Source organism: Inquilinus limosus DSM 16000, from assembly GCF_000423185.1.
GTDB lineage: Bacteria > Pseudomonadota > Alphaproteobacteria > DSM-16000 > Inquilinaceae > Inquilinus > Inquilinus limosus.
The window spans coordinates 81,366-99,191 of the sequence record NZ_AUHM01000030.1; the positions used below are offsets into that span (position 1 = coordinate 81,366).

Annotated in this window: 14 protein-coding genes; 5 read left to right on the plus strand and 9 right to left on the minus strand. The window is 70.5% G+C overall.

Annotation, left to right across the window (positions count from 1 at the left end):
- Positions 1-2: 2 nt before the first annotated feature.
- From G537_RS39360 to G537_RS0122760, 4 genes are read right to left on the minus strand one after another with little or no spacing between them, the layout of a single operon-like run.
- The gene (locus G537_RS39360) at positions 3-2,123 is read right to left on the minus strand and encodes a mechanosensitive ion channel domain-containing protein (RefSeq protein ID WP_051248911.1); all 2,121 of its coding nucleotides are present in this window, start codon (positions 2,121-2,123) and stop codon (positions 3-5) included.
- Between the two features lie 14 nt (positions 2,124-2,137).
- Positions 2,138-3,331, minus strand: a complete 1,194-nt coding sequence (locus G537_RS0122750; RefSeq protein WP_026872079.1) for a low temperature requirement protein A — start codon at positions 3,329-3,331, stop codon at positions 2,138-2,140.
- A gap of 34 nt (positions 3,332-3,365) precedes the next feature.
- Positions 3,366-3,947, minus strand: a complete 582-nt coding sequence (locus G537_RS39365) for a hypothetical protein (RefSeq protein WP_026872080.1) — start codon at positions 3,945-3,947, stop codon at positions 3,366-3,368.
- Positions 3,948-3,959: 12 nt separating this feature from the next.
- Positions 3,960-4,715 carry an SDR family oxidoreductase gene (locus tag G537_RS0122760; protein WP_026872081.1) on the minus strand — a complete coding sequence of 252 codons (756 nt, stop codon included), beginning with the start codon at positions 4,713-4,715 and terminating at the stop codon, positions 3,960-3,962.
- 162 nt (positions 4,716-4,877) lie between these two features.
- Here G537_RS0122760 and G537_RS0122765 point away from each other — a divergent pair, with 162 nt between their 5' ends.
- On the plus strand, positions 4,878-5,732 hold the full coding sequence (locus tag G537_RS0122765; protein WP_026872082.1) for a helix-turn-helix domain-containing protein: 855 nt from the start codon (positions 4,878-4,880) through the stop codon (positions 5,730-5,732).
- A 22-nt stretch (positions 5,733-5,754) separates the two neighbouring features.
- Here G537_RS0122765 and G537_RS0122770 read toward each other — a convergent pair whose 3' ends face one another.
- From G537_RS0122770 to G537_RS0122780, 3 genes are read right to left on the minus strand one after another with little or no spacing between them, the layout of a single operon-like run.
- Positions 5,755-6,348, minus strand: coding sequence for a DUF4893 domain-containing protein (locus tag G537_RS0122770; RefSeq protein WP_026872083.1), 594 nt, complete (start codon positions 6,346-6,348; stop codon positions 5,755-5,757).
- Positions 6,349-6,373: 25 nt separating this feature from the next.
- Positions 6,374-7,837, minus strand: coding sequence for a RimK family protein (locus G537_RS0122775; RefSeq protein WP_026872084.1), 1,464 nt, complete (start codon positions 7,835-7,837; stop codon positions 6,374-6,376).
- Entirely contained in the window at positions 7,834-8,970 is a 1,137-nt protein-coding gene (locus tag G537_RS0122780; RefSeq protein WP_026872085.1) for a peptidase C39 family protein, read from the minus strand. The genes G537_RS0122775 and G537_RS0122780 overlap by 4 nt, the downstream gene beginning before the upstream one ends.
- A gap of 118 nt (positions 8,971-9,088) precedes the next feature.
- On the opposite strand from G537_RS0122780, the gene G537_RS0122785 reads away from it, so the two are divergent.
- The 4 genes from G537_RS0122785 (at position 9,089) to mdoH (ending at position 15,206) form a co-directional block, all read left to right on the plus strand.
- Positions 9,089-10,747 (plus strand): sulfatase-like hydrolase/transferase, encoded by a 1,659-nt coding sequence (locus G537_RS0122785; protein ID WP_051248914.1) that lies wholly within the window; start codon positions 9,089-9,091, stop codon positions 10,745-10,747.
- A 333-nt stretch (positions 10,748-11,080) separates the two neighbouring features.
- The gene (locus tag G537_RS0122790) at positions 11,081-12,613 is read left to right on the plus strand and encodes an OpgD/OpgG family glucan biosynthesis protein (RefSeq protein WP_064742195.1); all 1,533 of its coding nucleotides are present in this window, start codon (positions 11,081-11,083) and stop codon (positions 12,611-12,613) included.
- A 20-nt stretch (positions 12,614-12,633) separates the two neighbouring features.
- Positions 12,634-13,098 (plus strand): hypothetical protein, encoded by a 465-nt coding sequence (locus G537_RS0122795; RefSeq protein ID WP_026872088.1) that lies wholly within the window; start codon positions 12,634-12,636, stop codon positions 13,096-13,098.
- Positions 13,099-13,124: 26 nt separating this feature from the next.
- On the plus strand, positions 13,125-15,206 hold the full coding sequence (gene mdoH / locus G537_RS39370; protein ID WP_051248917.1) for a glucans biosynthesis glucosyltransferase MdoH: 2,082 nt from the start codon (positions 13,125-13,127) through the stop codon (positions 15,204-15,206).
- Positions 15,207-15,218: 12 nt separating this feature from the next.
- Here the strand turns inward: mdoH and G537_RS39375 are convergent, their stop codons facing one another.
- Positions 15,219-17,120, minus strand: a complete 1,902-nt coding sequence (locus tag G537_RS39375; RefSeq protein WP_051248920.1) for a DUF2264 domain-containing protein — start codon at positions 17,118-17,120, stop codon at positions 15,219-15,221.
- Positions 17,117-17,758, minus strand: a complete 642-nt coding sequence (locus tag G537_RS0122810; protein WP_026872089.1) for a ThuA domain-containing protein — start codon at positions 17,756-17,758, stop codon at positions 17,117-17,119. The genes G537_RS39375 and G537_RS0122810 overlap by 4 nt, the downstream gene beginning before the upstream one ends.
- Positions 17,759-17,826 lie beyond the last annotated feature (68 nt).

Genomic DNA, 17,826 nt, shown 5'->3' on the forward strand with positions numbered 1-17,826 from the left:
CCCTACCCCGCCTCCCCCGCCGGCCTGGCGCGGTCGAGGGCGTGCTGGGCCACAGCCGGCGTCGCGGCCCCGCCGCCGCCCGCCACGGTGACGGTCGGCACGGCGAAGGCGATGCCGTTGGCTTCGAAGGCCTTCTTGATCATGGCCAGGGCCTTGCGCCGGATCACGAACTGCTCGCCCGGCTTGGTCATCATCTTCAGCCGGATCTGGATGGCGTAGTCGCCGAACTGCTCCACACCCTGCATCTTCAGCGTTTCCAGGATGTGCGGCGCCATCTCGGGGTCGGCCAGCAGCTCCTTGCCGACCTGCTTGACGATCGGTTTGATCTTGTCGAGATCGGTGTCGTAGGTGACCGACACCGTCATCTTGTCGATCACCCAGTCGCGCGAATAGTTGGTGATCTTCTCCAGCGAGCCGAAGGGGATGGTGTGCAGCGCGCCGCGGTGGTGGCGCAGCTTGAGCGAGCGCAGCGAGAACCCCTCCACCGTGCCGCGGATGCTGCCGCTCTCGATGTACTCGCCGACGCGGAAGGCGTCGTCGAACAGGAAGAACATGCCGGAGATGATGTCCTTCACCAGCGTCTGGGCGCCGAAGCCGACGGCGAGGCCCACCACCCCGGCGCCGGCGATCAGCGGCCCGATCTCCACCCCCAGCGCCGACAGCGCGATCAGCCCGGCCATCACCGCCAGCACCACGAACAGCACATTCTTCAGGATCGGCAGCAGGGTGCGCAGCCGGGCGTGGCGCCGGGCGTCGTCGCCCGAGCCGGGGCCCCCGGCGTTGGCGGCGGCGATGCGCTGGTCCAGCCAGGCGCGCAGCAGATGCCAGGCGAAATCCGCCACCAGCACCACGATCGCGGCGTTGATGGCGCCGCGCAGCAGCCGCGTCGCCAGCGTGTCGCGCGAGGTCAGGGCGCCGAGATCCAGGCCGAGCACGTCGGCGACGGCGAGCGCCGCGCCGATCACCAGGACGGCGCGCAGGCCGCGCTCCAGCGACACCGCCAGCAGCGACGGCACCTCCTCCGCCACCGCCGCGCCGGCCGGGCGCAGCACGTGCTTGACGGCGAGATGGGTGCCGCGGATCGCGATCGGCAGCAGCAGCAGGATGATGCCGACATAGAAGGGCGCGACCGACCCGGTGAACAGCGCCAGCCAGATCCCGACGATGTAGAGGGTCAGCAGCCAAGTGCCGATCCGGTGGTCGTGGCCGACCCGCTCGCGCCCGTCGAAGGTCGGGGCGCGCCACAGCGAGGTCAGGGCCAGGCCCAGCAGCACCACGCCGCAGGCGAGGCCGACGAGGTACCAGGACTCGCGCCGCAGCCCCAGCGTCGCCAGCACGCCGAGGGTGAACTGCACGAAGAAGAACCAGCCGACCAGGATGGCGGACCAGATGAACCAGAATCGCGCGGTGCGCGTCGCCATCGGCACCAGCCGGAACCGCTCCGCCCCCGGCGCCAGGATGATGCGGCCGGCCACCAGCATCACCCGCACGATCAGCACCAGCAGCAGGTAGGACAGCACGATCTCCTGCAGCAGCGGCGGCCAGTCGAACAGCAGGAAGGCGCCGATGCTGCCGAGGGCGAAGACGAAGATCAGGCCGAGTCCGTAGATCGTCCGCAGCCACACCGCCCGCAGCCGGCCGCGCAGCGTGTCGAGCTGGGTGCCGATCAGCCGCTGCCGGAACCGGGTGGAGAGCCGCCAGTACAGCTGCTCGGCGCCGAAGCCGAGGCCGATGAACACGGCCAGGGACAGGACCGTCCAGGCCAGCCCCTGCTCCATCAGCTGCGCCGTCAGGGTCCGCCAGGCGGCGGCGAGCTCCGCCGGCAGGGTCGGGGCGGCGGCGATCAGCGACCGCAGGAAGCCGCGCGTCGCCTCGATGCCGCCGGCCATGCTCTGCTGCATCCCCGAGCCCAAGGCCGGCGCCACGCCCGGTCCGCTCTCCGCCGGGGCCACGGCGGGCGCCGCAACCTGGGCCTGCAGCCAGCCGCGCACCTCCGGATCCTGCAGCAGCTCGGCCAGACTGCGCAGCTTCTCCGGGCTCGGCTGCGCCGGCGTCTGGGCCGGGGCAGCACCGGACACGCCCAGCCCGAGCAGGAGGACGACGAGAAGCAGCAGGCGATGCATGGCGGGACAGCCCTTCAGCCGATCTCGGGCGATGATAGGGCTTCCGCCCGCACACGGCGAAGCGACAGCCGCTCCCACACCGCAACAACGATCAGCACCGCCGCCACGGCTGTGGCGAGCAGCAAGGGCGACAGCGCCTCCGCTGCCGGGATCAGCAGCGCCAACAGGACGAGGCCGACCAGATGCGACAGCGGGATCCGGCCGGCGGTCGTCCATTTGAACAGGGCGTTGCCGAGCAGGTAGAGCGCCGGCCCGCCCAGCAGGGCGGCCACGGTCTTGCCGTCGGCATGGCCCTCGGGATGGGCCAGCACCAGCTCGTCCGCCACTGCGCCGACGATGATGCCGGCGACGATCAGCAGGTGGATGTAGGTGTAGGCGATGCGCGCCAGCCGGCCGGGGTCGTCGGCATGGGCGATCCGGCGGCTGCCGCGCTCCGCCCCGATGTCGAAATAGATCCACCACATCGCCACGCTGCCGATGAAGGAGACGATGAAGGCGGCGACGGTGGCGGCGTCCGGCTCCAGCTCGGCGAAGGTGGCGCCGGTGACCAGGATGGATTCGCCCAGCGCGATGATGACGAACAGGCCGCAGCGCTCGGCCAGATGGCCGCCCTCGACATCCCAGTCGGCGGTGGTCGAGCGGCCGAGGCCCGGCGTCCAGAAGCCGAGCGAGGGCGAGACGTATTCGATCGCCAGCGCCACGGCCCAGAGCGCCAGCCGCGCCTCCGCCTCCGCGAAGGCGCCGGCGATCCAGAAAACGGCGGAGAGCACGAGCCAGGCGGTGATGCGCTGGAAATTGCGGTAATTCCCGGGGCTGTGCCCGCGCAGCGCCGCCACCATGAACAGGCTGCGCCCGACCTGCATGGCGACATAGGCCCCGGCGAAGCCCAGCGCCCTCTCCGCGAAGGCCTCGGGCAGCGAGGTCGACAGCACCAGCCCGCCCAGCATCAGCGCCAGCAGCAGCAGGCGCACCGGGGTGCGGTCCGGGTCGAGCCAGTTGGTGACCCAGGAGGTGTAGATCCACACCCACCAGACGGCCAGGAACAGCAGGACCGTGTGCACCGCCCCGAGCGGGGTGAAGTCCTTCAGCAGCCCGTGCGACAGCTGGGTGACGGCGAAGACGAAGACCAGGTCGAAGAACAGCTCGACGAAGGTGACCTTGCCGTGCTCATGCGCCTTGCGCGGTCGGAGCAGGCTGCGCGTGGTCATGTGCGAATTCCCCCGAATCCGATCGTTCCCGATCCTATGCCTGGCCTTGGATCCGCGCGAGATGCCGCGCGGCGGCCGCCTCCAGCACCGGGCTCAGGCCCCCTGCCAGCGTCGCGAGCTTGTCGATGTCGTCGGGCCGGAAGCCGCCGCAGCGGTCGGTGACCGCGACCAGCGACGCCATCCGGCCGTCGGCGAAGGGCATCGGCAGGGCCAGATAGTCGGAGGCACCCTGCGCCGCCAGCCGGTGCAGCAACGGGTGGGCCGAGGCGGGCACGGCCGGCTCCAGCCGCAGCCGGAACGCGGTGCCGGTGCGGTCGACATGCTCCAGCGGACTGCCGCGATAGGCCGGCAGCGTCTCCAGCCCCGTCCGGGCGACCCGGTCGCGGTCGAGCGGTTGCCCCCGCGTCCAGACCGCGGCCCAGCCGGCGAGGCGCGGTCCGTCGGCCCGCAGCGACAGGCGCAGCCGCACCAGCGGCGCCCCGGCCTCGACCAGGCGCAGGGCCAGGGTCCGGGTCAGCTCGTTCGGGTCGGCCAGGAACCGGCCCTCGCGGAACAGCCACAGCAGGACGGGCGCCAGCGCCCATCCGCTCGTGCCATCCGCGAGGGCCTCGGCCATCATCCGGTCCCGCTAGCGGGTGGTGTAGCCGCCATTGGCGAACAGGGTCTGGCCGGTGATCCAGCCGCCCTCGGTCGCCAGGAAGCGGACGATCGGCACGATCTGCTCGATCCTGGTCAGCCCGCCCAGGGCCGACGCCGCGGTGTGGTAGGCGACCGAGTCCGGCGTCTCCGCCGGGTAGAAGAACGGCGTGTCCATCGGGCCGGGGCCGATGTTGTTGACCGAGATGCCGCGCGGCCCGAATTCCTTGGCCGCCGCCCGGGTGAAGTGCTCGACCGGCGCCTTGGCCCCGGCATAGGTCGAGTAGAGGCCGGTGAAGGCGGCCAGCAGCGAGGTGACGATGGTGATGATCCGGCCGCCGTCCTCCAGCGTCCGGCCCGCCTCGCGGATGAAGAAATAGGCCGCCTTGGCGTTGACGGCGAACATCTCGTCATACTCCGCCTCGGTGGTCTCGACGAAGGGCTTCTTCAGCACCTTGCCGGCGGTGTTGACGGCGATGTCGATCCGGCCGTAGCGCGACTTCGCCTCGGCGAACAGACGCTCGACCTCGGCCACCCGGGTCAGGTCGCCCTGCAGGGCGAAGGCGTCGCTGCCCGCCGCCTTGACCGCCGCAACGGTCTCCTCCGCCGCGGCGCGGGTGGCGTCGCTGTTGAAATTGATGACGATCTTCGCGCCGGCACCGGCCAGGTCGCGGCTGATCAGGCCGCCGAGATTCTTGGCGCCGCCGCCGATGACGACGACCTTGTCCTTGAGGGGCTGGTTGGTCATGGCATGCTCCTGAGATCCGGCCGACATGGAAGCCGGCTGACCGTCGGATCTTGTCCTCGCCCGTCCCGCGGTGCTTCCAGATTGCCCGCCCCGATTGCAAAATCTCCGGCGAGGCCTAGGATTTATCAAATTTTATCTTTCTCGACCTTGCAGGCAGGTGAGATGGCCGAGACGATCCCGACCGAGATCCAAGGGCGCTGGGGCGCGGTCGAGCTGGTGGTCACGCGCGAGGACATCCGCGCCGCCACGGCCTGGCGGATGCGGGAGGACCGGCATGCCGTCATCATCCATTTCGGCGGCCCGATGCGGCAGCTGGAGACGGAGCTGGACGGGGTGGCGGCCAGGCCCGGCCCGCCCGCCGCCGGCGACATCTGGGTGGTGCCGGCCGGCCGCAGCTATGCCAGCCAGGCCCGCGGCGGCACCATCCGGTACGGCGTGCTGTATGTCGATCCGCGGTCGCTGGCCGAGCTGGCCGGGACAGGCCCGGAGGGCGGCGAGATCGCGCCGCGCTTCGCCCATCGCGACGAGTTCCTGTACCGATCGGTGGAGCGCCTGGCCGAGCTGATCGGCCATGGCGACGACGTGTCGGAGATGCTGGGGACGAGCCTGGGCCAGGCGCTGGCGCTGCATCTGATCCAGCGCTACCAGGCCGGCGACCCCACGCCCGGGCAGCGGGGGCCGCGCCTGACCGAGCAGGCCCAGGCGCGGCTGCAGGAGCGGATCCACGCCCATCTCGGCGAGCGGATCACGCTGGACGACCTGGCCGACCTCGCCGGCATGAGCCCGCACAATCTGCTGGTCGCCTTCCGGCACGCCTTCGGCACCACTCCGGCGCAATACGTCATCGCCCAGCGGCTGCGCCGGGTGCGCTGGCTCCTGGCCAACACCGCGCAGGACATCACCACCATCGCGCTGGAGACCGGCTTCGCCAGCCACAGCCACCTGACCACCGCCTTCAAGCGCCATGTCGGCCTGACGCCGCGGGATTTCCGCCGGCGCTGGCGCGAGGACGTCTGACCGCGGGGCCTGATCGCGCCGTTCAGCGGACGCGCTCGAGCTCCATGATGTCGAACTGGGATTCGAAGCGGGGCGACGGGAATTCGAGCCGCAGCCGGTCGCGCCCGACCCGGACCAGGTAGCCGACCTGGTCGCGTTCGGGGTCGCTGCCATAGGCTCCGGGCTTGCCCTCGGTGCCGTAGTACAGCGCGCCGAGATAGGTCAGCCGCTCGGAATTCGCGTCGTCGTAGAAGGTGCCGCTGGTGCGCTGCGAGCCGGAGACCTTGTCGAGCCGCAGCCCGGCCGCGTCGTCGGTGATCCGGCAGCGGAACCAGCCATAGACGACGAGCGGCAGGTTGCCGCCCAGCTTCGCCACCCGGCAGCGCCAGTCGCCGGCGAGGTCGCCGGCGCCGCGGATCGTCTCGGGCCGGCCGGACAGGATCTCGTCGAGCGTCGCCAGCGCCGCCTTGTCGTCGCTCTCGCGGGCGGCGCCGATCGCCTCGCCGCGCACGGAATCGAACGCCTCGAGCCGCTGCCGGTCGTCGGCCGAGAGCCTGGCGTCCAGCGTGCCGTCGGCCTGGGCCGGCATGGCCGCGCTCAAGGCCAGGACCATCGCCAGCGCTGCGCGAAGCCCCATTTCCCCCCTCCCTCGGTCGGCCGGATCAGCCGGCGTCGATGCGGTCGATGAACCAGCGGCAGATCCGCCGCCACAGCTCGTCCTTGGCGATCATGTCCTCGCAGCCATGGTCGAGATTGGGGTTGTCGTTGATCTCGATCACGAACACGCCCTTCTCGGTCTGCTTCAGGTCGACGCCATAGAGCCCGTCGCCGATCAGCCTGGCCGCGCGCACCGCCACGTCCAGCACCTCGGGCGGCACCTCGTCCAGCGCGAAGGTCTTGAAGTTGCCCCAGCCGACCTTGCCGTCGGCGGAGTGGCGGACGATCTGCCAGTGCTTCTTCGCCATCATGTACTGGCAGACGAACAGCGGCTCGCCATCTAGCACGCCGACCCGCCAGTCGTGGTCGGTCGGCATGAACTCCTGCGCCAGGATGACGTCGGAATCGTCCAGCAGTTGCTCGGCCATCTGCTCCAGCTCGCGCCGGTCATTGGCCTTGAACACGCCGCGGCTGAAGGACCCGTCGGGGATCTTCAGCACCAGCGGATAGGCGAACTCCTCCTCCAGCCGCTCGATGTTCTTCAGGCTGTCGACCACCACGGTCTTCGGCGTCGGGATCTTGTTCGCGGTCAGCAGCTCGTAGAGATAGACCTTGTTGGTGCAGCGCAGGATCGAGGTGCTGTCGTCGATCACCGGCATGCCCTCCTGCTCCGCCCGTCGGGCAAAGCGGAAGGTGTGGTTGTCGATCGCGGTGGTCTCGCGGATGAACAGCGCGTCGTATTCGGCGAGGCGCAGCAGATCCTTCTTCTCGATGATCTCCACCTCCATGTCCATGGTCTCGGCCACGCGGGCGAGCTTCAGGATCGAGCGGTGGGTCGAGGGCGCGAACTCCTCCTTCGGGTTGTAGAGAACCGCGAGGGTGTATTTCGCCGGCTTGTTCTCCTTCGGGTTGCGCCAGCTCTGGCGCGTGTAGAGGTCGAGCGTGTCGTAGAAGAAGGCCTCGGTCTCGCCCTCGATGTCGGCGATCGACAGCTCGCCGATCGAGGCGATGCGGAAGCGGTCGGTGAAGCGGACCTTGACTTCGAGGATCGGCGCCCGGAACCAGTCGAACACCCGGCGGCCGAAATCCTGGAACCGGTCGTCGTCGGCGCGGCCGAAGCAGATGATCAGCTTGAACGGACCGCCCGGCGGCGGCGACAGCCGCTTGATCCGGCGGTTGAGGTCGTCCTCCAGGTCCGGCAGCGCGATCTTGTAGAGCGTCTTCTGGCCGAGATCGAGGATGGTCTCGACCATCGGAATGACCCGGTGGGCGCGGGCCTCGGCCAGGAGCGAGACGTAGTAGCCCCGCGTCATGTAGGCGGTGGAGCGCGACAGGTTGATGACCTTGGCGTCCCCTCCCTTCAGCGTCTGCGGCCGGGCGATGTAGTCCCGGGTGGTGACGAGCTGGCGGCCGTCCGGGTCGCCCTTGAAATCGCCGATACGGTCGACGACGATGATCCAACCGCTCATGAGCCCTTCCTGCTGAGCACGACCGCGGCCCTGAGCTGGGTGCGGCCGTAGCGGGCCATACGCTCGAATTCCTGGCGCGGGATCGGGAGATTGGCCTTGGCCGAGGCGCTTTCCATCTCCGTCACGGCGACCCAGGGGTCGTGCACATAAATGAAACGCTCATCGAAGCCGTTCGCCACCACCCAGTGCGGATTTTTCTCGCCATAGCCGCGGAACATGCTGATCAGGACGATCGGGATCGCCCCTTCGGCGATCAAGGCGCACATTTCGGGCAAAGCGAGGGCACGGTGTGCAACCTCGATCCGGCGGCGGGCGCAGCGGGCACGGAAATCCTCCTGCACCACCGTCATCACCGCCTTCTTGTCCGGGCTGCGCACGCCGTCGAGGAACAGGATCGAATCATCGCTGACGAAGATCCGCGCCCGCAGCCCGCGGTCATGCGCCGCCAGCGCCAGTCCGTAGGGGTCGCAGCCGCCATGGCCCGAGGTCATGTAGATCGTCGTCGCCTCGCGCCACAGCCGCAGCTCGCGCGCCCGGCTCAGCTCCGTGTCCGGGTCCAGCCCCTTCAGCGCCATCAGGAGCGCCGCGGCGCCGCAGGTGAAGTTGGTGGTCTGCGCGTAATAGGGCACGTGCAGGTCGATCTGCGGCAGGTCCTCGGTGCCCAACCGCTTCTCGAAGCGCAGCGCGTCGGCGTGGTCCTCATAGAAGTCGAGATAGCGCCCGAAATGGCGGTAGCCGCGCGACTCGTAGAGCGCGATCGCCTTCGCATTGTCCGGCCGCACCTCGAGCCGCAGGAACAAGGCAGCCTCGTCATGCGCCGCCCGCTCCGCCGCCTCCAGGAGGCGGGCGCCGAGGCCGCGGCCGCGCGCCTCCGGATCGACCGCGAGGGAGTAGAGCCGCGCCAGCGCCGTGGTCCGGCGCAGCAGCACCAGGGCGTAGCCGAGCAGCCGGCCGCCCGCCTCCGCCACCAGACAGACGGCATGGCCCTTGGTCAGCAGATGCAGGAAGCTGCGGCGGCTGAGGCGGTCGTGGTCGAAGGCGCGGGATTCGATCTCCAGCAGCCGCGGCACGTCGTCGGGCGTGGCGAGCCGAAAGGTCTCGGCGGTGGGGGCGGCGGATCTGTCGTCGGGCATCGCGCGGTCGAATCTCGTTCTGGTTATCGCGCCGATGCGGGTCCGGCACCAGGGCGTATTCGAAGCTGACGGAGATTTCATCCACCGGCCATGCGCCTTTGTGCCATCGTCCCGCATCATGGCCTCGACCGACACCGCCCTGCCCCGTCTGCGCAGCCGGCTCGCGCCGCTGCTCGGCGGGCTGCGCGTGGCCGCGGCGCTGGTCTGGCTGACGCTGCTGCTCGGCGCGCCGTCGGACCCGAACGGCTGGCAGGCCCATGGTCTCGTCTCGGTCCCGGTCGAGCTGGCGGTGCTGGTCGCGCTCCTGGCGCTGGCGCCGCCGCTGCGCCGGTCCCGGGCCCTCGCCGCCGCCCTCGGCGGCCTCGGACTGGGGCTCGCCGCGCTCAAGCTCGCCGACCTCGTCGTCCAGCTCTCCTTCGGCCGGCCGGTGAACCTCTATGTCGACCGGCTGCTGCTGGTGAACGGCCTGCACCTCGCGACCGGGGTGATCGGCGCCTTCGGCCTGATCGGCCTGACCCTCGCGGCGCTGGTCGCCGGCTGGGGCGTCTGGTGGGCGACCATGCGGTCGATCCGCGCGCTGCAGCGCGCCCTCGCGGCCTCCGCCCCCCGCCGCGCCGCCGCCGGCGGGCTGGCGGTGCTGGCGATCCTGGCCTTCGCCGTCGGCCGCGCCGTGCCCGACGCATATGGCGCGGCGCAGCCGGTCGGCGATGTCGCCAGCCACATGATCGCCGACCAGGTCGGCCGCCTGGCCTCGACCCTGGCGATGGCCGGCCGGTTCCGGGCCGAGGAGGCGGCGGACCCGCTGCTCCGTGCCCTGCCGGGAACGCCGCTGGCCGGGCTGGGCGGGGCCGACGTCGCCGTCGTCTTCATCGAATCCTATGGCCGCAGCGCGCTGGAGGATCCGCGTTTCGACGCCGCGCCCACGGCGGCGCTGGCCGAGGCGGCGCCGAAGCTGGCCGCCGCCGGGGTCCACACCGCCTCCGGCTGGCTGGCCTCGCCGACCCGCGGCGGCCAGTCCTGGCTGGCGCATGCGACGCTGGCGAGCGGCCTCGAGGTCGACAACCAGCTGCGCTACGACCTGCTGGTCACCGGCAAGCGCATGACGCTGGTCCGGCTGTTCGCCGATGCCGGCTACCGCACCGCGCTGATCGCCCCCGCGATCACGCGTCCCCTGCCGGAGGCGACCCGCTTCTACGGCTTCGACCAGACGCTGTTCGCCGACGATCTCGGCTATGCCGGCCCGCCCTTCGGCTGGGTGACGATGCCGGACCAGTACACGCTCGCCGCCTATGAGCGCTGGCGGCGGCACCAGCCGCGGCCGCTGTTCAGCGAGGTCGTGCTGGTGTCCAGCCACGCACCCTGGACCCCGGTGCCGACCATGGTCGAGGACTGGGACAGCATCGGCGACGGCAGCCTGTACCGGACCCTGCCGGCGGGCGGCGGTACGCCCGAGGAGGTGTGGCGCGACCCGGACCGGATCCGCACCCAGTACGGCCTGTCGGTGGCCTATTCGCTGCGCGCCGTCCTGGACTACGCCGCCCGGCGGCTGGACGAGCAAACGCTGATGATCGTGCTGGGCGACCACCAGCCGGCGCCGATCGTGACCGGCCCGGGCACGCCGCGCGACGTACCGGTGCACGTCTTCAGCCGCGATCCGGATCTGGTCGCCCGGTTCCGCGACTGGGGCTTCGCCGACGGGCTGGTGCCCCCGGCCGCCGGGCCGGTGGCGCCGATGGCGGGTTTCCGGGATGCGTTCGCGCGGTCCTTCTCCCCGTAAAAGCGAGTCATTGTCGCGTGTCAATCTGTGAAAGTGCAGGGCAGCACCGGCCGAAGCGCTTGGATTCGCCCGCTTCTGCGCGGTTTGCGAAGCGGTTAGGGTAACATCGGAACAAATTCACGAAGGTTGCGTTGATCGGACGGCTTCGGCCTGCGGCAGAAGTGCCGCACGTCGGGACCGGGTTGTGGTGGCTTGGCCGTGCGCGGCGCGACCCGGTGCCGCGTGCGGTGGTCTTTGTCCAGGAACCGCCACAATCACGATCGAAGGTACCGGGATGTTGCGGTGCAAAAAGCCGGTGGTGGTAACGTGGGGCTGACCAGACGCCAGATCTTGATGGGAACGACCGCGCTCGCGGCGTCTTCGCTGTTCGGAACCGCACGGCCCGTTCTCGCCGCCCCCAGCCTGGGCGAGGCCACGCCGTTCAGCATGACCTGGCTGATCGACCGGGCCAAGACCGTGTCGCAGGCCCCGTTCGTGCCGATGGACGAGAACCTGCCGGCGGAGATCACCCAGCTCAGCTACGACCAGCTTCGCGCCATCCGCTTCCTGCCGGAGCAGGCGCTGTGGAAGCCCGAGAACCTGCCGTTCCAGATGCAGTTTTTCCATCTGGGCGCCTATTACGACAAGCCGGTCCACATTTTCCAGGTCGACGGCTACCAGGCGCGGGAGGTGCTGTACCGCCAGGACCTGTTCGACCTGGGCGGCACCAAGTTCCCGGAGACGCCGCCCGACCATCTCGGCTACGCCGGCTTCCGGATCCACAACGCGATCAACCGGCCGGAGTTCCTGGACGAGATCGCGGTGTTCCTGGGCGCCAGCTACTTCCGCTGCCTCGGCCGCAAGAACATCTACGGCCTGTCGGCCCGTGGCCTGGCGATCGACACCGGATCGACCCGCGGCGAGGAGTTCCCGTATTTCCGCCAGTTCTGGGTCGAGACGCCGGCGCCGGACGCGAAGCAGATCCGGCTCTACGCCCTGCTCGACAGCCCGGGCGTGACCGGCGCCTACAGCTTCCTGATCAAGCCGGGCGAGATCACCACGGTCGACATCGAGGCGACGCTCTACCCCCGCCACCCGATCGAGAAGTTCGGCATCGCACCGCTGACCAGCATGTTCCTGTTCGGGCCGCAGGACCACCGCAGCTTCGACGACTTCCGGCCGGAGGTGCACGACAGCGACGGGCTGTCGATGTGGAGCGGGGCCGGCGAGTGGATCTGGCGGCCGCTGCGCAACCCGTCGCGCCTGCTGATCAGCTCCTTCATGGACGAGAACCCGCGCGGTTTCGGGCTGATGCAGCGCCAGCGCTCCTACAGCGCCTATCAGGACCTGGAGGCGATGTATGAGCGTCGGCCGAGCCTGTGGGTCGAGCCGCTGAGCGGCTGGGGCCCGGGCGTGGTGCAGCTGGTCGAGATCCCGACCGACCGCGAGATCCACGACAACATCGTCGCCTTCTGGGTGCCGAAGCAGCCGGTCGATGCAGGCCAGGAATGGAAGCTGTCCTACCGGCTGCACTGGGGCATGAACCCGCCGGTCAGCAGCGACCGCGGCGCCGTGGTGTCGACCCGCACCGGCGCCGGCGGCGTGTCCGGCAGCGACAGCAAGACCAGCGACACCCGCAAGTTCGTCATCGACTTCCGGGGCGGCGCGCTTGACTCTTTGCCGCAGGACGCGTCATTGGAGGCCGTGGTCACGGCTTCCGCGGGGGAAATCCAGTTTCCCGTCGCGCAGCGGAATCCGGAGATCGGCGGTTGGCGGGCCTTCTTCGACCTGAAGCCCGCCGGCGACGATCCCGCCGAGCTTCGGTGCTTCTTACGGCAGGGCAGCGATGCCCTGACCGAAACATGGAGTTTCCAATGGACGCCTTGACGACGCATCGGAATCGTCCCATGTCCCAGGTCGGGTTGCAAACCCCGGTCAACATCAACATGCCCGACAACGTCATCGCCTTCTTCCAGGGTCTCGGCTTCACCGACCCGGCCGCGCTCTCCGGTGCGATCGAGACGGCGTTCTGCGACGTCGACCCGTCGACAATGCCGGCCCAGGCGCTGCTGGAGCATGCGCGCCGGCGGACCGCCGACTGGTTCGCCGTGGTGCTGAACCGCAACGAGAAGAGCGACGACGCCATCCTGACCATCGGCCGGGCCGCCTATCTGCTGACCGACGCCGCCCGCCGCTGGCCCGAGCACTTCCTGTCCGAAGACCCCCTGCCCCAGGCCATGGAGCAGGCGCTGCGCCGGGTGTCGCCGGTGCCGGTGCCGCGCTCCAAGCCGACGCCGATGCTGGACCAGCCGCTCGACCCGATCTGGGCCGGCTGGTGGTCGCCCGAAGCCGCCGAACGGCGTCCGGCCTGACGGAAGAAAGGCGTCCGACCTAACCGATGACCGGACTCGAAGCGGCGTCCTACGCCTCCGCGGCTCGTTGGCGCCGCCTTGCGGTCTTCGGCGCGACCGGGCTCTCGACGATCGCGGCCGCCTTCGCGCTCTACCGTTTCCTGTCTGTCGGCGGCGTCACCGGGCTGGAGCTGGCCCTGGTGGTGATGTTCGCCATCAACTTCTCCTGGATCGCGCTGTCCTTCTGGACCGCGCTGCCCGGCTTCCTGACGCTGCTGCTGCGCTGGGGCCAGCCCGGCCTGGTCTGGCCGCAAGGGGCCGAGGCGGTGGCGCCGCTGAAGAGCCGCACCGCCGTGCTGATGCCGGTCTACAATGAGGACACGACCGGCATCTACGCCAACCTGCAGGCGATCCACGACAGCCTGGCACGGACCGGGCATCTCGACGCCTTCGACATCTTCATCCTGAGCGACAGCACCAACCCCGACGTCTGGGTGGCGGAGGAGATCGGCTGGAGCGCGCTGTGCCGCCGCACCGAAGGCAGCGGCCGCATCTTCTACCGCAAGCGCCGGCACAACGTCGCCAAGAAGGCCGGCAACATCGCCGATTTCTGCACCCGCTGGGGCGCCCGCTACGACTTCATGGTGGTGCTGGACGCCGACAGCCTGATGGCCGGCGACACGCTGGTCACCATGGCCCGGCTGATGCAGGCCAATCCGCGCGCCGGCATCATCCAGGCGCCGCCGCTGGTGGTGAACCGCAACACGCTGTGGGCCCGGATGCAGCAGTTCGCCGGGCGCCTCTACGGCCCGATCGTCAGCGCCGGCCTGGCCTTCTGGCAGCTCGGCGACGGCAACTACTGGGGCCACAACGCGATCATCCGCACCCGCGCCTTCATCGAGAGCTGCGGCCTGCCGATCCTGTCGGGCCGGCCGCCCTTCGGCGGCCACATCCTGTCGCACGACTTCGTCGAGGCGGCGCTGATCCGGCGCAACGGCTGGACGGCCTGGCTGGTGCCGGAGCTGGGCGGCAGCTACGAGGAATGCCCGCCGACGATGATCGACCACGCCAAGCGCGACCGGCGCTGGTGCCAGGGCAACATGCAGCATCTGCGCGTGCTGGTGGCGCGCGGCCTGCACCCGCTGTCGCGCCAGCACATGGCGATGGGGGTGATGAGCTACGTCTCCTCGCCCCTGTGGCTGGTCTTCATCTGCGTCGGCATGCTGACGGCGCTGGAGCACAAGCTGGAGATACCGGTCTATTTCCCGACGGCCGAGTCGCTGTTCCCGGTCTGGCCGGTGCAGGACCAAACGCTGGCGGTGCGCCTCCTGGTGATCTCCTTCGGCATGCTGCTGGCGCCGAAGATCTTCGGCTGGCTGCTGCTGCTGTTCGACCGGAAGCTGGCGGCCGGCTACGGCGGCGCCTTCCGGGCGCTGGTGAGCCTGCTGTTCGAGACCTTCTTCTCGGTCTTCCAGGCGCCGGTGATGATGCTGTTCCACTCCAGCTTCGTGCTGCAGGCGTTCCTCGGCCGGGATTCCGGCTGGGGCACGCAGTCGCGCGACGACCGCGGCACCACCTGGGGCGACGCGGTGCAGATGCATCGCGGCCACACCATCTTCGGCGTGGTGCTGGGCGTGGTGGCGCTGTGGATCTCGCCCTCGATGCTGGCCTGGCTGTCACCGCTGGTGATCGGCCTGCTGCTGTCGATCCCGCTGTCGGTGATCACCTCGCGCCATTCCGCCGGCGTCTGGGCCCGGAAGCTGGGCCTGCTGGTCACGCCGGAGGAGCGGCAGAAGCCGCAGATCGTAGTCGAGGCGGCGGCGCTCGGCGAGCAGCTGGCCGCGACCACCAAGCCGGTGGAGGATGGGCTGGCCATGGTGGTTCGCGACCCGCTGGCCAACGCCATCCACATGACGCTGCTGACCGGGTCGCCCGAAGCTGGGCGCGAGGACCCGAAGGCGGTCGACGCGGCGCGCCGCAAGCTGACCGCCGGCGGCCCCGGCACGCTGAACACCGGCGCCCTCAGCCGCGACGAGAAGGTCGCGCTGCTGTTCGACCCCCGGTCCCTGAGCGAGCTGCACCTGACCGCCCTGGCCGGCGGCCGCCTGCAGGCCGCACCGCGCGGCTGAGGCGGCCCGGCCTCACTCCCACTCCGCGACCGGCCGGCGGCGGATCTCCAGGCTGCGGGGAACGGTCACCCAGTCGAGGATCGCGGCGTTCCAGCCCGCGGCCTCGGCGATCGAGCGCAGGTCGTCGGCCGAGGGCAGCGACGCCGGCAGCGCCTCCGGATCCAGGCCCCAGGACGGCCGGACCAGGGAGACCAGCAGCGTCTCGCCGGCGCCGATGCGGCCAACCAGGGCCGGCACCGAGGCCTGCGGGAAGACCAGATGGGTGTTCGGCGCCACATCCGCCTCGACCGCGCGGCGCAGCCCGCCGAGGTCGGCCAGGCTGGAGGCGTGGCCGTCGGCGACCGCCAGGGTCAGGCCCTGCGGCCCCGCCTCCCGCGTCTCGAACGCCTGCTTCAGCTTGCCCCGCGTGCGGCTGTGCGCCGGCACGGCATGGCCGGTCTCGATCACCGCCAGCGGCGCGTCGGACGCGATGCGGTGCAGCCGCGCCTCCCAGTCGCCGGCGAAGGCCTGCAGCGTCGTCACCCGCACCCCGGCGATAGGCTGCCAGACGGTCTCGATCCAGCCGTCGCCGACCCGGGAGGCGGTGAGCGCGCCGCGGGCCCGGAACTCCTGCCCATCGCGGCTGACGGCCAGGATGTTGTCGCCGCAGAAGCCGAGCTGCAGCCAGCGGTCGGCCTCCACCGCCAAGCCCCAGCGCGAGGAGTAGGCCAGCTTGCCGTATTTGTCGGTCGACCCGCGCATCTCGGTGCGCACCGGGCCGGCCGGCAGGGCCACCACATCGCCCTGGCTGCGCCGCACCAGCATGGAGGCGCCGCGCAGCGTCGTGGTGCCGTCCGGCGCGTCCAGCGCCTCCTCCCGCGCCGTCCAGAAGGGATGGCTGTTCGGCAGAGCCAGCGGCAGGAAGGCCTTGAACGCCCAGTAGGGCGAGCCGGGGGAGTTGTACTCCTCGCTCATGAAGTAATTGGGCCAGCGATAGCCGACCGGCAGGCGGCCGGCGGCGTCGAAGATCGGCTGCCGCATCCACCAGCGGATCTGCCGGGCCCATAGGCCGCGGATCTGGCCCCAGGGCAGCGCCTCGACCCCTGCATAGGCCAGCGCGCCCCAGAACCCGGCCATGGCGAAGCGGTAGGTCAGCGACCGGCCGATGGCCAGCGCCGCGCCGTCGGCCCCGAACCAGTGGCGGAAGCCCTGGGCGAAGGCGGCGGCGCGATCCTTGTAGGCCTGGGCTCGCGCCGGATCCCGCTCCGCCCGATGGGCGGCGTAGATCAGGCCGTAGAAATGCAGCGCGAAGCCGTTGTAGTGGTCGATCCAGCCGCCGGCGCCGTCGCCGTACCAGCCCTCGGCGCCGATGAACTCGTCGATCCGGGCCAAGTGCCTGTCGCGCGAGGCGGTGTCGATCGCCTCCCCGACCCGCTGCAGCCCCAGCCCGGCCATCACCGGGAAGAAGTGCCAGTTGTTGTCGGCCATCTCGACCGACTGGACGCCGCCGAGCCAGGCCGCGGCGCGCCGCTTCGCAGCTTCCGGCAGCGGGTCCCACAGCTGGTCCGGCGCCAGCGCCAGGGCGAAGCCCAGCGCCGCCATCTCGACCGAGCGCTGGTCGAGATCCGTCACCGCCTCCCAGTATTCCGGGTGGTTCGGATCGGTGCCGCTGGCGAGACCCTCGCGGAACCTGTCCCAGAAGTCGAAGCCGCCGCCGCCGGCATGCAGCGGCGCCAAGCCCCAGAGCGGCCTCGCATAGCCCTCGAACCACTGCGCCTTGCGGTTGAAATGCGCGGAATCGAGCCCGAGGCGGATCTGCGCCCGGCCCGGGCTGAAGCCGGATTCCAGCGGCGCGGTCAGGTCGCGCAGCAGGCGCTGCGCATCGGCGCGGGTGGCCAGCGGATTGGCGCGGACGCGTTCGGAAATATCGGTCATCGGGAAGCCCAGAGCAGGCCGCGGCGCAGGATCTCGCGCATCTGCGGATGGTCGAACTCGCGCACCACATGGCCGAGCGCGGTGTAGAACACCCGCCCGGCGCCGTAGCGCTTCTTGTACACGACCGGCATGGTGACGCCGTCGATCCAGGGCGCGTGCTGGCCCGAGAAGGTGGTGGTGGCCAGCACCTCCACCGCCGGATCGACATGCAGGTAGTACTGCTCCGACCGGTAGTCGAAGTCGCCGATCCCTTCCATGATCGGGTCGTCCGGCCGGATGACGTTGACCCGGAACGGGATGATGCCGCCGGGATGCGCCACCCATTGGCAGCCGGCCATGAAATGGAAGGCCACCGCCTCGCGGAACGACCCGGCGAGGCCGCCGTGATAACCGGCGATCCCGGCCCCGCCCTCGACCGCCGCCAGCAGGTTGTCCAGCGGCTCCTTGGCGATGGCGGCGCGGGTGATCACCGGCACGATCAGGTCCATGTCGCGCAGGGCCGAATCGGCGAAGGCGCCGATATCGCCCTCGACCCGGACTTCGAAACCCTCGTCCCGCAGCATCGCGGCGACATAGGCGGCCCCCGGCTCCGGCTCGTGCCCGTCCCAGCCGCCCCAGACGATCATGGCGCGTTTCATCGCGATCCCCTTCGCTCCCGGCCGGGCGGCACGATCGCGCGACCGATCATGCCGCCCTCACCCATTCG

Bases quoted from the DNA above. Each gene is read 5' to 3' on its own strand.
- G537_RS39360 (WP_051248911.1), bottom strand. From the start codon at position 2,123: ATGCATCGCCTGCTGCTTCTCGTCGTCCTCCTGCTCGGGCTGGGCGTG.
- G537_RS0122750 (WP_026872079.1), bottom strand. From the start codon at position 3,331: ATGACCACGCGCAGCCTGCTCCGACCGCGCAAGGCGCATGAGCACGGC.
- G537_RS39365 (WP_026872080.1), bottom strand. From the start codon at position 3,947: ATGGCCGAGGCCCTCGCGGATGGCACGAGCGGATGGGCGCTGGCGCCC.
- G537_RS0122760 (WP_026872081.1), bottom strand. From the start codon at position 4,715: ATGACCAACCAGCCCCTCAAGGACAAGGTCGTCGTCATCGGCGGCGGC.
- G537_RS0122765 (WP_026872082.1), top strand. From the start codon at position 4,878: ATGGCCGAGACGATCCCGACCGAGATCCAAGGGCGCTGGGGCGCGGTC.
- G537_RS0122770 (WP_026872083.1), bottom strand. From the start codon at position 6,348: ATGGGGCTTCGCGCAGCGCTGGCGATGGTCCTGGCCTTGAGCGCGGCC.
- G537_RS0122775 (WP_026872084.1), bottom strand. From the start codon at position 7,837: ATGAGCGGTTGGATCATCGTCGTCGACCGTATCGGCGATTTCAAGGGC.
- G537_RS0122780 (WP_026872085.1), bottom strand. From the start codon at position 8,970: ATGCCCGACGACAGATCCGCCGCCCCCACCGCCGAGACCTTTCGGCTC.
- G537_RS0122785 (WP_051248914.1), top strand. From the start codon at position 9,089: ATGGCCTCGACCGACACCGCCCTGCCCCGTCTGCGCAGCCGGCTCGCG.
- G537_RS0122790 (WP_064742195.1), top strand. From the start codon at position 11,081: ATGGGAACGACCGCGCTCGCGGCGTCTTCGCTGTTCGGAACCGCACGG.
- G537_RS0122795 (WP_026872088.1), top strand. From the start codon at position 12,634: ATGTCCCAGGTCGGGTTGCAAACCCCGGTCAACATCAACATGCCCGAC.
- mdoH (WP_051248917.1), top strand. From the start codon at position 13,125: ATGACCGGACTCGAAGCGGCGTCCTACGCCTCCGCGGCTCGTTGGCGC.
- G537_RS39375 (WP_051248920.1), bottom strand. From the start codon at position 17,120: ATGACCGATATTTCCGAACGCGTCCGCGCCAATCCGCTGGCCACCCGC.
- G537_RS0122810 (WP_026872089.1), bottom strand. From the start codon at position 17,758: ATGAAACGCGCCATGATCGTCTGGGGCGGCTGGGACGGGCACGAGCCG.